This is a genomic window from Nocardia sp. NPDC006044, assembly GCF_042871115.1.
GTDB lineage: Bacteria > Actinomycetota > Actinomycetes > Mycobacteriales > Mycobacteriaceae > Nocardia.
The window spans coordinates 2,276,394-2,290,620 of the sequence record NZ_JBIAID010000001.1 but is presented as its reverse complement, the minus strand read 5'-3'; the positions used below and the strand labels follow the sequence as shown (position 1 = coordinate 2,290,620).

The 14,227-nt window shown below is 67.4% G+C and carries 14 protein-coding genes and 1 pseudogene; 7 read left to right on the top strand and 8 right to left on the bottom strand.

All coding sequences use genetic code 11. The annotated features are described in order from the left end of the window. The 3 genes from ACFYO1_RS10845 to ACFYO1_RS10835 all read right to left on the bottom strand — a co-directional run bounded on the left by ACFYO1_RS10845 (position 1) and on the right by ACFYO1_RS10835 (position 2,894). A complete protein-coding gene (locus tag ACFYO1_RS10845) occupies positions 1-693 on the bottom strand; it encodes a TetR/AcrR family transcriptional regulator (RefSeq protein ID WP_387229264.1) in 693 nt (230 codons plus the stop codon). 283 nt (positions 694-976) lie between these two features. Continuing rightward, complete coding sequence (locus tag ACFYO1_RS10840; RefSeq protein WP_378716553.1) at positions 977-1,636, bottom strand: response regulator; 660 nt, start codon at positions 1,634-1,636, stop codon at positions 977-979. Positions 1,637-1,721: 85 nt separating this feature from the next. After that, positions 1,722-2,894 carry a sensor histidine kinase gene (locus tag ACFYO1_RS10835; RefSeq protein ID WP_387229260.1) on the bottom strand — a complete coding sequence of 391 codons (1,173 nt, stop codon included), beginning with the start codon at positions 2,892-2,894 and terminating at the stop codon, positions 1,722-1,724. Positions 2,895-3,067: 173 nt separating this feature from the next. Here ACFYO1_RS10835 and ACFYO1_RS10830 point away from each other — a divergent pair, with 173 nt between their 5' ends. Next, entirely contained in the window at positions 3,068-3,835 is a 768-nt protein-coding gene (locus tag ACFYO1_RS10830) for a TSUP family transporter (protein WP_387231837.1), read from the top strand. Here the strand turns inward: ACFYO1_RS10830 and ACFYO1_RS10825 are convergent, their stop codons facing one another. Then, the gene (locus ACFYO1_RS10825) at positions 3,836-4,480 is read right to left on the bottom strand and encodes a TetR/AcrR family transcriptional regulator (protein ID WP_387229258.1); all 645 of its coding nucleotides are present in this window, start codon (positions 4,478-4,480) and stop codon (positions 3,836-3,838) included. Between the two features lie 197 nt (positions 4,481-4,677). Between ACFYO1_RS10825 and ACFYO1_RS10820 the strand changes: the two genes are divergently transcribed. Beyond that, positions 4,678-6,207 carry a TldD/PmbA family protein gene (locus ACFYO1_RS10820; RefSeq protein WP_387229256.1) on the top strand — a complete coding sequence of 510 codons (1,530 nt, stop codon included), beginning with the start codon at positions 4,678-4,680 and terminating at the stop codon, positions 6,205-6,207. Then, positions 6,204-7,595 (top strand): metallopeptidase TldD-related protein, encoded by a 1,392-nt coding sequence (locus ACFYO1_RS10815; protein WP_387229254.1) that lies wholly within the window; start codon positions 6,204-6,206, stop codon positions 7,593-7,595. The genes ACFYO1_RS10820 and ACFYO1_RS10815 overlap by 4 nt, the downstream gene beginning before the upstream one ends. A gap of 785 nt (positions 7,596-8,380) precedes the next feature. On the opposite strand, the gene ACFYO1_RS10810 is transcribed toward ACFYO1_RS10815, so the two are convergent. Together ACFYO1_RS10810 and map are read right to left on the bottom strand one after the other, a co-directional pair. Beyond that, positions 8,381-8,764 carry a PPOX class F420-dependent oxidoreductase gene (locus tag ACFYO1_RS10810; protein ID WP_387229252.1) on the bottom strand — a complete coding sequence of 128 codons (384 nt, stop codon included), beginning with the start codon at positions 8,762-8,764 and terminating at the stop codon, positions 8,381-8,383. A gap of 43 nt (positions 8,765-8,807) precedes the next feature. After that, positions 8,808-9,575, bottom strand: coding sequence for a type I methionyl aminopeptidase (gene map, locus ACFYO1_RS10805; protein ID WP_387229250.1), 768 nt, complete (start codon positions 9,573-9,575; stop codon positions 8,808-8,810). A 207-nt stretch (positions 9,576-9,782) separates the two neighbouring features. Between map and ACFYO1_RS10800 the strand changes: the two genes are divergently transcribed. After that, positions 9,783-10,046: a helix-turn-helix domain-containing protein gene (locus tag ACFYO1_RS10800; protein WP_387229248.1), complete on the top strand. Its 264-nt coding sequence runs from the start codon at positions 9,783-9,785 to the stop codon at positions 10,044-10,046. 21 nt (positions 10,047-10,067) lie between these two features. Here the strand turns inward: ACFYO1_RS10800 and ACFYO1_RS10795 are convergent, their stop codons facing one another. Together ACFYO1_RS10795 and ACFYO1_RS10790 are read right to left on the bottom strand one after the other, a co-directional pair. After that, positions 10,068-10,460, bottom strand: a complete 393-nt coding sequence (locus ACFYO1_RS10795) for a PPOX class F420-dependent oxidoreductase (RefSeq protein ID WP_387229246.1) — start codon at positions 10,458-10,460, stop codon at positions 10,068-10,070. A 109-nt stretch (positions 10,461-10,569) separates the two neighbouring features. Then, a complete protein-coding gene (locus ACFYO1_RS10790; protein ID WP_387229244.1) occupies positions 10,570-11,733 on the bottom strand; it encodes an epoxide hydrolase family protein in 1,164 nt (387 codons plus the stop codon). 322 nt (positions 11,734-12,055) lie between these two features. On the opposite strand from ACFYO1_RS10790, the pseudogene ACFYO1_RS10785 reads away from it, so the two are divergent. From ACFYO1_RS10785 to chrA, 3 genes and pseudogenes are all read left to right on the top strand, one after another. Further along, a pseudogene (locus ACFYO1_RS10785) lies at positions 12,056-12,370 on the top strand (ArsR/SmtB family transcription factor); the annotation flags it as partial. Between the two features lie 3 nt (positions 12,371-12,373). Next, entirely contained in the window at positions 12,374-12,856 is a 483-nt protein-coding gene (locus ACFYO1_RS10780; RefSeq protein WP_387231835.1) for an SRPBCC family protein, read from the top strand. 21 nt (positions 12,857-12,877) lie between these two features. Next, complete coding sequence (gene chrA / locus ACFYO1_RS10775) at positions 12,878-14,065, top strand: chromate efflux transporter (protein WP_387229241.1); 1,188 nt, start codon at positions 12,878-12,880, stop codon at positions 14,063-14,065. Positions 14,066-14,227: the final 162 nt, after the last annotated feature.

Here is a 14,227-nt window from a genome sequence, read left to right as displayed (position 1 = left end):
CTAACGGGTGGGGCGCGGTGTGTGCACGGCGCCGTTGATGAGCAGATGGAAGCCCCAGGCGAGGCGGTCCGAGCCGGGGCCGGACAGCAGGTCGTCGCCCAGAGCGGCGATCCTGGGGTGGGTTTCGGTCGAAGCGGTGCGAATGGCGGCGACGAGTGCGTCGGTGTCGCGTTCGAGGTCGGTGCCGCGGTCGCGGGTGGCGTGTTCGGCGGCGTTCGCGGTGGCGTGCTGCAACAGCACGTCGCAGAGCCAGGCCGCGCGGTCGTCGGGGAGGCCGCCCTGGTTCAGCAGCGCGAGGATCGCTTCGAGCAGGTTCAGGTAGCCCGGACCGGACGGGCGGGCGACCAGCGCGGATTGGCCGAGGCCGGGGTTGTCGTAGAGCACCATCGTGTACGAGGTGAGCAGCTGAACCAGGCGGTCCTGCCAGTCGCCCGGCGCGTCGACCGGGGCGAGGTCGACCGCGGCGAGCATGTCGTCGAGGACCGCGGCGTGCAGTTCGGCGGTATTGCGGACGTACACGTAGAGCGAGGCGGGCCCGGTATCCAGCTCGGCCGCGAGGCGTCGCATGGTGACGCGCTCCAGACCTTCGGCCCGCATCAGCCGGACGGCGGTCGCGATGATGCCGGGGCGGGTCAGCGCGGGTTTCGCTGGGCGTTCGCGGCGACTTCTCGGTTTCTGCGGGTCGGTCGGCATGAATCCACTATAACGAACATGTTCGTTACGAACATGTTCGTTCGCTCACAGCATGCGAAAACCGCTGTTCAGGGAGATGGCCATCCGGCTGAGCCGGCGAAGATGAATCCGGGTTGGATGTGCCCGCAGGCCTAGTCGAGTGCCTGCATCGACGTTCGCCGCACAGGACTTACGTCACCGCGCGTCCGCTCGGTTCGATCACTTCGGACGCAGGTCAGCCCGACGGCCGCGGCGTCGACTAGCGCGCGGTAGGGCTGCGGATTTCGACAACCGGCGATGGTCGTCAGCCGCCGGGCCGGACCAGCCCGGTCTCGTACGCCAGCACCACGGCCTGAACCCGGTCGCGCAGACCGAGTTTCGTGAGCACGCGGCCCACGTGGGTCTTCACCGTCGCCTCGGAAAGGTAAAGCTGCTCGGCGATTTCGGCATTCGAACGACCAGCGGCGATCTGCTCCAGCACTTCTCGTTCGCGCGCGGTGAGCACGTCGAGCACACCCGGGTCGCGCATCCGCGCCGGATCCTCCGCGATCAGCCGATCGAGCAGCCGCTTGGTCACCTTCGGCGACACCACCGCGTCCCCCGCGGCCACACTGCGGATAGCGGAGATCAGGTCCTCCGGCGGCGTGTCCTTCAAGAGGAACCCGCTCGCGCCGGCCCGCAACGCGCCGAGCGCGTGCTCGTCGAGATCGAACGTGGTCATCACCAGCACTCGGCAGCCGTGCCCGGCCTCGACGATCCGCGTGGTCGCGGTGACCCCGTCCACCACCGGCATCCGCACGTCCATCAGCACCACGTCCGGCCGCAATTCCGCCGCCCGGCTGACCGCGGCCGCCCCGTTCGCCGCCTCCCCGATCACCTCGATGTCCGGGTGCGCCCCGAGGACCATCTTCAGCCCCATACGCATGAGTTCCTGGTCATCCACAACGAGAACGGTGATCGGCACGCCCCTAATCTAACGTGCCCGCCCCACTCCGCTCGCCGCGCACTTCCGCTCGTGCCGCACCCAAATCAGCGTTGGTTATGCCGCGCTACTCGGGGAGACCCGGCTCCAAGGGGATCGTGGCCTGGACGCGCCACGCGCCGTCGGCGGAACGACCGGTTTCCAGCGTTCCGCCGAGGACCGCGATGCGTTCGCGCATGCCGACCAGGCCCATGCCGCCGCCCTTGATCCGGATGGCGGGTTCATCGAGGGGAACGCCGCCGGTGTCGGTGATGTCGATGGTGACGTCGGTGTCGCGCCGACGGATCTGGACCCAGGCCTTCGGGTGCGGACCCGCGTGGCGCAGCGTGTTGGTGAGCGATTCCTGCACGATGCGATGCACGCCGAGGCTGACCTCGGGGGCGATGTCGTCGAGTTCGCCGGTCAGTTCCAGTTCGACGGCCAGGCCGGTGCCGCGCATCATCTCGACCACCTTCGCCAACCCCGCGGTGCCGTGCTGCGGCAACTGGTCGGCGGCGTGTTCGGTGCGCAGCAGCGCGACGGTCCGGCGCAGTTCGCGCAGAGCCTCGCGGCCGGTGCCCGCGATCGTGCCGAGCGCCTGTTCGGCGGCGTCCGGGTCGCGGCGCAACGCGTAGCGCGCGCCGTCGGCCTGCACGATGATCACGCTCACCGCGTGCGCGACCACGTCGTGCAACTCACGGGCGATGCGGGTGCGCTCGGCGGACACCGCGTCGTGCGCGCGCCGCTCCTTGTCGTAGTCGGCGACCGCGAGCCGGGCCGCGACCTCGGTGTCGTAAGCGTGTCGCGCACCGATGAATTCGGCCAAGGTCCAGCACAGGGCGAAGAACATCAGAGTGAAGATGAGATCGCTGGGACTCACCAAGCCCGCCGCGGTCGACAGCCCGCTGTCGGCCACGAGCCCCACCCCGAACCACAGCCCCTCCCGCCGCCCGACGTAGGCGACCAGCGTGTACAGCATGATCCCGAGGCTGAACAGCGTGATGTGCTCGACCTGCTCGTCGCCGACCACATACTGCACCGCGGTCGCGGTGAACGACAGCAACAGCACGGCCACCGCCATCGCCCGCGGATACACCCGCCGGAACACGATCGGCAGCGGAATGAAGACGCCGATCGCCGCCGCCGCGGCCTTGTTGTCCGCGTTGGCAACCCCGAGCACCTCGAGCACCAGCAGAACCAACGCCAGCATCGAATCCGCAACAATGGGCTTCCCGCGAAGCCACAAACTGAACCGACGCATGTCGACCACCCTAAGCCGACGCGCACCCTCGCCTGCGCCAACGCACAGCCGCACCACTCTTGATTTCCCGCACCGAGAATCGCAGCCAATTTTCGGTGCGGGAAATCAGAAGCGGTGCGGCTGTACTGGACTGCTGTCTGGTATTGGACATGCGGTCTGGTTGGCTGACCGGTGTGCAGATCGGTGACTGGGTGGTGTTGTTGGCCGCGGCGACGGCCGCGGGGTGGGTGGACGCGGTGGTCGGGGGCGGCGGATTGATCATCCTGCCGACCCTGTTCCTGGTCGCCCCGACGATCGCGCCGCAGACCGCGCTCGGCACCAACAAGCTGGCCGCGCTCGCGGGCACGGGCGCCTCGGTGGTGACCTTCGCCAGGAAGGTGCCGCTGCGCTGGCGAGTACTGCTGCCCGCGGCGGGGATCGCGGCGGTCACGTCCGGAATCGGCGCTGCCGCGGTGTCTTTGATCGATCGCGAGCTGTTCATCCCGATCGTGATGGTGGTGCTGGTGTCGGTCGCGGTGTTCGTCACGCTGCGCCCGTCGATCGGCGTCACCCTGGCCACGCACCCGCCGACGCGGCGCAAGTTCATCCTCACCATCGCGCTGGCCGCGGGCCTGATCGGCCTCTACGACGGACTGCTCGGCCCCGGCACCGGCACGTTCCTGATCATCACCTTCGCCACGCTGCTCGGCACCGAATTCGTCCGCGCGGCCGCGATGGCGAAGGTGATCAACTGCGGGTCCAACCTCGGCGCGCTGATCTTCTTCGGCGCGACCGGCCACATCATCTGGGCGCTCGGCGCGGCCATGGCGGTCGGCAATATCGCCGGCGCGATCGCCGGCTCGCACATGGCGCTGCGCAACGGCGCGAAGTTCGTGCGCATCGTCTTGCTGGTGGTGGTCGTCGGCATGGTGATCCGGCTGGGCTGGCAGCAGTTCGGTTGATCAGCCCCGGGTTTCGACCTGCGAGGCGAGCCACGGCTTCAGCACCCGCGAGGTCGTCTCGTGGATGCGCCGGTGCAGTCGCTCCCCGTCTTCCGCGCCGCTGATCGGCTGCTGGAACAGCACGGTCAGCGCGCCCGACACCGCGCCGACGACCGCACCGACCAGCGCCGCGGCACCGACCTCGTCCAGCTCGTTCGGGAACGCGATGTGCAGCTGACGAGCGATCTCACGCTGCGTGACCAGCTGTGCGTGCGCGGCCCGGCCGCTCACCGACGGCACGGTGCGCGAAACCTGCGCCCGTAACGCGGCGATCCGCGCGTTCAGATCGTCGACGAGATGCTCGCCGGGGTTGTCACCGGCCGCGCGCAGCGCCCGGAGCAGCACCTCGACCGGTCGCTCCCCCGGTCGCCGGCTGCCGATCGCGGCCACCGCGGCCCGCACTCGGTCGTCGGTCTCCGGGAATAGCAGCTCTTCCTTGCTGGCGAAGTAGTTGAAGAAGGTGCGAGTCCCCACATCGGCCACCGCGGCGATGTCGGCAACCGTGGTCTCTTCGTAGCCTCTCGTCTCGAAAAGCTCTACGGCTGCCTGGAGCAGGGCTCGGCGGGTACGTTCGCGTTTGCGGTCACGAAGGGCGGATGGCGGCACGGCGGGCACAGTACGGCATTTCGCGAGGCAGACGCGGTAGGCGGCGGTTTCGCGCGTGCCGTTCCCGGCGCCCGTTACGGGTGTTTCACCCTGTGCCGCTGGGCATTTCATGCGAGATTGCAGGCCGTGCAAACTCGCACGGCGTGTAACGCGGGCGGGCGCGACCACACTCGGCGGAACCGACTAGTTTGGACCGGGTGAGCATCGCGACTTCGAAGGATGTGGACGCCGAGTTCCTCGACCTCCCACTGGCCGCGCTCGCCGACGCCGCGCTGACCGCGGCGACGGCGGCAGGCGCCGAACATGCCGACCTGCGGGTGCATCGGCTGGTCACCCAGTCGATCCGGCTGCGCGACGGGCGGGTCGAGTCGATCAGCGACAACGTGGAGCTTGGCTTCGCGGTCCGGGTGATCGTCGACGGGACGTGGGGCTTCGCCTCGCACGCCGCGCCGACGCCGGAGACCGCGGTCGAGGTGGCGCACAGCGCGGTGACGGTGGCGACCACCTTGCGCGCGCTCAACCGCGAGCGGGTGCGGCTCGCCGACGAACCGGTCTACGACAACGTGCACTGGGTTTCGGCCTACGACCTGGACCCGTTCACCGTGCCGACCGCCGACAAGGTCGCGCTGCTCCAGGACTACTCGGGCCGCCTGTCCGGCTCCGACGGGGTGGATCACGTCACCGCGTCGGTGTTGCAGGTGAAGGAGCAGACCTTCTACGCCGACACCGCGGGTTCATCGATCACCCAGCAGCGCGTCCGGCTGCACCCGATCTTCGAGGCGACCACGGTCGACTCCTCGGCGGGCGTGTTCGAGACCATGCGCACGCTGGCGCCGCCGGTCGGTCGCGGGTGGGAGTTCGTCACCGGGGCCGACGGAACCTGGGACTGGCAGGGCGAACTCGCGCAGATCCCCGAATGGCTCGCCGAGAAGGTCAAGGCGCCGACTGTCACCCCCGGCCCGACCGATCTGGTGATCGATCCGACCAACCTGTGGCTGACCATCCACGAATCCATCGGCCACGCCACCGAGTACGACCGCGCCATCGGCTACGAATCCGCCTATGCCGGAACCTCGTTCGCCACTCCGGACAAGCTCGGGACGCTGAAGTACGGCACACCGGTGATGCACGTGACCGGTGATCGCACCCAGGAGCACGGGCTGGCCAGCGTCGGTTACGACGACGAGGGTGTCGCCGGGCAGCGCTGGGACCTGGTGCGCGACGGCATCCTGGTCGGTTACCAGCTCGACCGGGTGTTCGCGCCGCGGCTCGGTCTCGAACGGTCCAACGGATGCTCGTACGCGGACTCCGCGCATCACGTGCCGATTCAGCGGATGGCGAACGTCTCGCTGCAGCCCGATCCCGAAAACGACACCAGCACCGCGGAACTCATCTCCCGGGTGGACAACGGGATCTACATCGTCGGCGACAAGTCGTGGTCGATCGACATGCAGCGCTACAACTTCCAGTTCACCGGGCAGCGGTTCTTCCGGATCCGCGACGGGAAGCTGGACGGCCAGCTGCGCGACGTGGCGTATCAGGCGACCACCACCGACTTCTGGGGCGCGATGGAAGCCGTTGGCGGACCGTCCACTTGGCAGCTCGGCGGCGCGTTCAACTGCGGCAAGGCGCAACCCGGGCAGGTCGCGGCGGTCAGTCACGGGTGCCCGTCGGTTCTGGTGCGCGGCATCAACATTCTCAACACGCGGACGGAGGCGGGACAGTGACCGTGCAGACCGTTATTGCGGCGGGCGAGGTCGTCGAGCGCGCGCTCGCGCTGTCCCGGGCCGACGAGGCGATGGTGATCGTCACCGACGCGTACGACGCGTCACTGCGGTGGGCCGGGAACTCGATGACCACGAACGGGTCGTCGGTGTCGCGGGATTGGGCCGTCGTCTCGATCTTCCGGGACGGGCCGAATTCGGCGCGGGTCGGGACCATCGGGTCGACCAGTGTCGATCCCGGCGAGATCGAGGCGGTGGTGCGGCGCAGTGAGGAGGCGGCGCGCTCCGCCGAGCCGGCCAGGGACGCGATGCCGTTGCTGGAACCGGATGCGTCCGTCGACGATTGGGCGGACGCGCCGGGGACCACCGGGATCGAGGTGTTCACCGATCTCGCCGGTGGGTTGTCCACCGGATTCGACGGCGGCGATCGGCTCTACGGATTCGCGCATCACACCGTGCACACGACCTGGCTCGGTACCTCGACGGGACTTCGGCGGCGGTTCGTGCAGCCGACCGGTTCGGTGGAGATCAACGGAAAGCGCGGCGAGGGAAGCGATCTCGCCAGCGCGTGGGTCGGCGTCGGCACCAACGACTTCACCGACGTCGATGTGCCCGGGCTGCTCACCGAATTGTCCCGGCGCCTGGATTGGGCCGGACGGAAGGTCGACCTGCCCGCGGGCAGGTACGAAACCCTCATGCCGCCTTCGACCGTCGCCGATCTCATGATCTACCTGCACTGGGAGATGGAGGGGCGCGGCGCGCACGAAGGACACACGGCATTCTCCCGGGCCGGCGGCACCCGAATCGGCGAGCGGCTCACCGGCATTCCGTTGACGCTGTACTCCGACCCCACCGCTCCCGGACTCGAATACCGTCCGTTCGTCGCCACATCCGCATCGTCGCAAGCGATGTCGGTGTTCGACAACGGACTGTCCGCCGAACGCGTCGACTGGGTGCGCGAAGGCGTCATCGAGTCGCTGATCTACCCGCGCGCCACCGCCGCCGAATTCAACACCACCGCAACGGTTCCCGGCGGCAACCTGCTGCTCACCGGCGGCTCCGACGCCACCCTCGACGACATGATCGCCCGCACCGAACGCGGCCTACTGCTCACCACCCTCTGGTACATCCGCGAGGTCGACCCCGCCAGCCTGCTCCTCACCGGCCTCACCCGCGACGGCGTCTACCTCATCGAGAACGGCGCGGTAACCGCCGCCGTCAACAACTTCCGCTTCAACGAAAGCCCTCTCGACCTGCTCCGCCGCACCACCGAAGCAGGCCACACCGAAACCACCCTCCCCCGCGAATGGAAAGACTGGTTCACCCGAACCGCCATGCCCCCCTTGCGCATCCCCGACTTCCACATGTCCTCGGTAAGCCAGGCAACGTAGTCGAAATCGAGTCGAGTCAAATGGTCGTTAGTTGATCTTCAACAGCGACCTTTTGACTCGACTCGATGGGCGCACGACCATTTGACTCGACTCGATGGGCGCACACGACCTTTGACTCACCTCGATGAGCGAGAGGACCTGACTCAGCCCGACGAGCAGTGGACGACCACTCGCCTCACCGCGATCACCGAACCGACCACGCGACTCCCCCTCCTTTCCCAAGCCTCTTTGAACCGGACCACAACCCGATGACCACGCCGGAACTCCCGCGTTGCCCATGCCAACTGCGTGAGTAGGTCGGGGACCCCGCCTGACGTGCTCAGCACTATCGATCATCTCGGGGAGCAGGTGTACCTGACTCGCCAGGTAGACCCCCGGCATGTCCCAACGCGAGCTGACAAGAAAACTGAAGACCTACAACGGTTTTCACTGAAGTAGTGCTGAGCACGTCGCCTGCCGTACCCGGCTTTAGGCGCACGTCGAGCACGCGGCGTCGAGTTCCAGCGTGGTCATCTGGCTGTGGTTGCGTTATCGAGACTTCTTCGCATACCTGATTCGTCCTTCGCATACCTGTTGAAGGGTTGAGGGGTCTGCGAACGATGAAGCAGGTTTGCGAGGGCGACGAGCAGCGGTCCAGCGCCAGGGTTCTTCGCAGACCTGGTTTCGGCTTTACATAGCCAGCGGTGTCCGAGGGCTATGCAGAGGATGAAACAAATGTGCGAGGGGACCGATCCCTCGCACGGATCGGTCCGAGGGATCGGTTGGGGGTGCGCTCGCGTCAGACTTCAGGCGGTCAGCGTGATTTCGATGGCGATGGTGCCCTTTTTGCCGCGCCGGAGGTTGCTGCCGAGGATGGTGAGGGGGCCCATGAGCCAGTATTTGCGCATGAGGAGTTTGCGGACTCGGTCGGTGCCGGGCTGGTCGAGAATGCGGGCGGTGCCTGCGACTACGTCGCCGCGGGTTTTGCCGGTGACGTTGCAGGGTTGCACGGTGACTTCGGGGTTGCGGCGCAGGCGTTTGACTTTCCAGCTGTCGGTGACGGTCCACACGTAGAGTTTGTCGGCGTCCGCGACGGCCCAGACCGGAGTGCCGACGGGGGTGCCGTCTTTCCGGAACGTGGTCAGCAGAACGTAATCGGCCTTGCCGATAGCCCCCAGCGTGTTCGTCATGAGGTCAGCGTATCCGGGTGTCGGCTATTCGGACATACGGCGCTCAGTCCACCTTGGTCAGCACCTGGGGGCCGTCGTCGGTAATGGCGACAGTGTGTTCGGAGTGGGCGGTGCGCGAGCCGTCGGCGGAGCGCAGGGTCCACCCGTCGGGGTCGGTGACGATGCGGTCGGTGGTGCGGGCGAACCAGGGTTCGATGGCGATGGCCAGGCCGGGACGCAGGCGGTAGCCGCGGCCCGGGCGGCCGTGGTTGGCGACGTGCGGGTCCTCGTGCATGGTGCGGCCCAGCCCGTGACCGCCGAATTCCATGTTCACCGGGTAGCCGTAGTCGCGGGCGACGGCGGAGATCGCGGCCGAGATGTCGCCGATATGGTTGCCCGGCACCGCGACCTCGATCGCGGCGGCGAGCGCTTCCTCGGTAGCGCGGATCAGGCGGAGGTCTTCTCCCGCGGCGGCGCCGACCACGATGGTGGTGGCCGCGTCGGCGACCCAGCCGTCGATGCCGACAGCGAGGTCCATGGTCAGCACGTCACCGTCGCGCAGGTCGTAGTCGAACGGAAGGCCGTGCAGGACAGCGTCGTTGACCGAGAGGCAGACGGTGTTGCGGAAAGGTCCGCGGCCGAAGGACGGCGAGTAGTCCCAGTAGCAGGACTGCGCGCCGCGCTGCTTGATCCGTTCTCGCACATGGGCTTCCAGTTCGAGCAGGTTCACCCCGATGCGCGCGAGTTCGCGCAACTCCCCCAGTACCTCACCCACGAACTGTCCCGTGACCCGCATTCGTTCGATCTCGGCCGGCGTCTTCAGCTCTACCATGCAACTACTCCCATCTCGGTATTAAAATACCAAGGTAGCGGATTCGGTATTTTAATACCAACCCTGGCGTCCTAGCCGGTTGTTATAGCCCGACGGAACCAGCAGGGACCCGAGCTGATGCAACTACATAGTTTGATGCGCATATCTACGTAGCAACATGCAACACGCTCACTTGCGGTATTTAAATACCGCCAATACTCTGATCGCATGGTCCGTCTCCCGTTGACCCCGGCTCAGATCGACGCCGGCCGCCGCCTCGGCGCCGCCCTGCGCGCAGCCCGCGCCGACCGCGATCTCGTCGAGGTCGCCCGCTCGGCAGGCATTTCCCCGGAAACCCTGCGCAAGATCGAGACCGGCCGCCTCCCCTCCCCCGCCTTCGGCACCGTCGTGGCCCTGAGCCTCACCCTCGACCTCCCCCTCCAGGACCTAGCCGACACCTGGCGCGCCGCCGGCCTGGCGCAATCCGCCTGACCCCGGCGAGAGCCGCACCCACTACTCGCCGGACTCCAGTCGCCGGGTGACGGCGAGGCCGACGGAACCGTCTGCGCCACGAAACAGCTTGTGCAGCTTGATGAGTGACGTTCCGATGATTCCGTACTTGCGGGAGACCAGGTCGCGCACTCGCTGCGTGCCGTCCGCATCGAGGACCGTGGCAGTTCCCGCGAACACCTCATCGCCCTTGGGGCGACCCCGGGCATCGGAAGATTGCAGCGTCACGTCCGAGTTGCGGCGGATGCGCTTGACCTTCCAGGTCGTGGGGTTGGTCCACACGACGATCCGGTCGCCGTCCGGCGCGACCCACACCGGCGTCCCCACCGCGGTGCCGTCCTTCTTGTAGGTCGTCAGCAGCACAAATGTGCTCGCGCCCAGCTCATTCCATGTCATGGCGAAAACGGTATGTCGCGGGGATGTGGCCGGACATCCGTCCGTGAGCCCAAATCCGGGCTACGCGCCGCGACGTATCCGCGGCGCGTAATCCGAACACCCTCCGCACTCAGCCGCGATGCGCGCGAAAGAACGCCCGGACATCCTCGAGGAACAGCTGAGGCTGCTCCAGCGCCGCGAAGTGCCCGCCCTCGGCATACTCGGTGAAATGCTCGATGTACCCGCCCGGGTTCATCACCCGGCGCATGAGCGGACTCGTATTGAACACCGCCCACCCTTGCGGCACTCCGGAGGGCATCACCCAGTCCATGCCGGAATGGGCTGTCTCCCAGAGGAACTGCGCCGCCGAGGCACCACTGCGGGTGAACCAGTAGATGCTGATATTCGCCAGCAGGATGTCGCGATCCACCGCTTCACCGCTCGGCCGCGCCGGGTCGGTCCACACCTGGAACTTCTCCGCGATCCACGCCAGCTGAGCGAGCGGCGAGTCGGTCAACGCGGCGGCGATCGCGTTGGGTTGCGTCGTCTGGAGCACCAGGTAGCCCTTCTGTTCCGACCACCGCGCCCGCGCCTCTTCGATCGCAGCGACCTCCTCGTCGGTCAGCCCGTCCGGCATCGGCAGCTGCTCCCCTACCAACCCGAGCGTGCCTCGATCGCTGTTGACGTGCGTCGCGATCACCCGCTCCGGATACACCGCCGCCAACCGCCCCGTCACCCCCGCGCCGACGTCCCCACCCTGCGCCACGAACTTCTCGTACCCCAGCCGAGTCATCAACTCCGCGAACGCATCCGTCGTCCGAGCCAACTCCCACCCGGCCGACGCCAGCGGCGTGGAGAACCCGAACCCCGGCAGCGAGGGAATCACCACATGGAACGCATCCGCCGAATCACCCCCGTACGCAACCGGATCCGTCAACGGCCCGATCAACTCGAGGAACTCGACCACCGACCCCGGATACCCGTGCGTCATCAACAGCGGCGCCGCCCCCTCCTCCGCCGACCGCACATGGAAGAAATGGATTGTCTGCCCGTCGATTTCGGTCGTGAACTGGTCATAGGCATTCAGCCTCGCCTCCTGTTCCATCCAGTCGAACCCATCACGCCAATACTCGGCCAGCTCCGCGAGATAAGCCGGCGCAATCCCACGCCCCCAATCGTTTTCGGTCCCCGGCACCACCTCCGGCACCCGAGCATGCGCCAATCGCGCACGCAGCTCATCGATCTCGGCCTGCGGGATGTCTATACGGAATGGGCGGATCGCTGTGTTCGTCATGCGAACCACTCTCCCGGGCATTGCGGAAGACTTGCTTCCGCAATCAAACACTTCTTTGAGATTCTTCGAGATTCGATTCCGTCCGCTTCCACCGGGGATCGCGGCCGAGAAGGGCTGCGATGGTGTCCAGTGCCGGCACTGGTCGACCCGGCTCCACCCGGGGTTGGTACACGCCGTCCGGCCCATTGAGCGCGCTGCCCGGCGCGGTGATCGACCGAGCAATCGGCAAAGCCCGATCTGTGAGACGTTCCGGGACCGGGCAGGGGCGTGACAAGGCACGAAGTCTTGACAATATTCTTCGGTAAGCGTTGACTTACGGTTCGTAGAAACTTACCAAGCAGGAGATGAGTGGGGTGCGCTCGCTGACCGGATGCGGCGCACGATCGTGGAGCGCCTGGCCGAGAAGCCGCAGGCGGTGGGTGAACTCGCGCGCGAGTTGCCGATCAGCCGGCCTGCGGTGTCACAGCATCTGAAGGTGCTCAAGGACGCGGGGCTGGTCGCGGACCAGGCCGCAGGGACTCGGCGGATCTATTACCTGAACCCGGCCGGAATGAACGCGCTGCGCGCTCAGCTCGACCGGTTCTGGGGACGCGCCCTCGCAACGTATCAACAAGTGGTCGAGCAACATTCAGGAGAAGTCATGACTCATACCCAAGCCGAACCGGTGCATCAGCAGATCGTGGTCGACGCACCGTTGGACCGGGCGTTCGCGGTGTTCGTCGAGCGATTCGACGCGATCAAGCCGCGCGAACACAACCTGCTCTCCGCCCCGATCGCCGAGACGGTGTTCGAGCCGCGCGTCGGCGGGCACATCTACGACCGCGGCGAGGACGGCAGCGAGTGCCGCTGGGCGCGCGTGCTCGCCTACGAGCCGCCGAATCGCCTGGTGTTCAGCTGGGATATCAACGCGCGCTGGGAAATCGAGACCGATCCGGACAAGACCAGCGAGGTGGAGGTCACCTTCACCGCCGAAGGCCCCGACCGCACCCGCGTCGACCTCGAGCACCGCAATATCGAACGCCACGGCGAGGGCTGGGAGGCGGTTCGCGCCGGCGTCGACAATGAGGCAGGCTGGCCGCTGTACCTGCAGCGCTACCTCGACGTAGCGAACGAGGAAGCCTGAGGAATCAGCGGAGAGGATCGGATGAACAGCACCGATTCCGATCGCCCGGTCGATGACCGGCCTGCCCGCGTGCGGCTGGTCACGATCGCGCGGGAGTGGACCCGAATCGGGTGCATCGGATTCGGCGGCCCGCCCACCCATATCCTGCTGCTGCGCCGGCTGTGCGTGACCGAGCGGAAGTGGCTCAGCGCAACGGAATTCGAGGACGGCATCGCGGCGACGAACCTGCTGCCCGGCCCCGCATCCACGCAGTTGGCGATCTTTTGCGCATGGCGACTGCGCGGCGCGCCCGGGGCGGTCGTCGGCGCGCTGTGCTTCATCGTGCCCGGGCTCGTGCTGATCCTGGGGTTGGCCGCGCTGTTCCTGTCCGGCACCCCACCCCGGTGGGTGACCGGCGCGGCGGCCGGAGCGGGAGCGGCGGTCGCGGCGGTGGCCGCACACGCCGCCCTCGGGCTGATCCCGGCCAGCCGAGCCCGCGCCGACCGGCCTGGTCAACGGCTGCGCTGGACCGCCTATCTCGTATTCGGCGGTGTGGCAACGATTGTGCTCGGTCCGTGGTTGGTGCTGGTGCTGATCGGCTGCGGAGCGATCGAAATCTGCACCCGGTCGCGATCCGAGCGGGCTCCGCAGTTGCCGGCGCTGCTCGCGTTCGCGCCGGTGAGCCTGACCGGCATGGGGGCGCTGGCGTGGGTGGCGGTGAAAGTCGGCGCGCTGTCCTACGGCGGTGGGTTCGTGATCATCCCGCTCATGCAAGCCGACGCGGTGAATCACTATCACTGGATGACCAACGCCCAGTTCCTCAATGCGGTGGCGCTGGGGCAGATCACGCCGGGCCCGGTGGTGCAGACCGTCGCGGTCGTCGGCTACGCCGCGGGCGGAATCGCCGGTGGACTGCTGGCGGCGCTGCTCGCGTTCACGCCCTCGTTTCTTTTCGTGGTCGCCGGTGCGCCGCATTTTCAGCGCCTGCGATCCAGCGCGACGGTTCAGGCCTTCTTCGACGGCGCCGGGCCGGCGGTGATCGGCGCGATCGGCGGGTCAACTGTGCTGCTGGCGGCGGCACTGACCCAGTGGTGGCAGTTCGGCGTGCTCGCCCTGGCGGCAGGCTGGTTACTCGGCCTGCGCCGGGGCGTGGTCAGTACCCTGCTCGGCGCCGGGGCGTTGGGCGTGGGCGCCGCGCTGGTGCACCTGCCGATCGGCCCAGCCATTTAGTTCGCAATTGTGTCGAGAAACACTGCGGGGGCCTCAGCCGGTCGCTGAGGCCCCTGCGGTCGTGCCGACCGGTGTCCGAGCGATTTCCTCTGGGCCCCGGCCTCGATACATGAGGCTTTCATACTTCCGGCCGTTCGGCGCACCGAGCAGAGCCGCGAACGG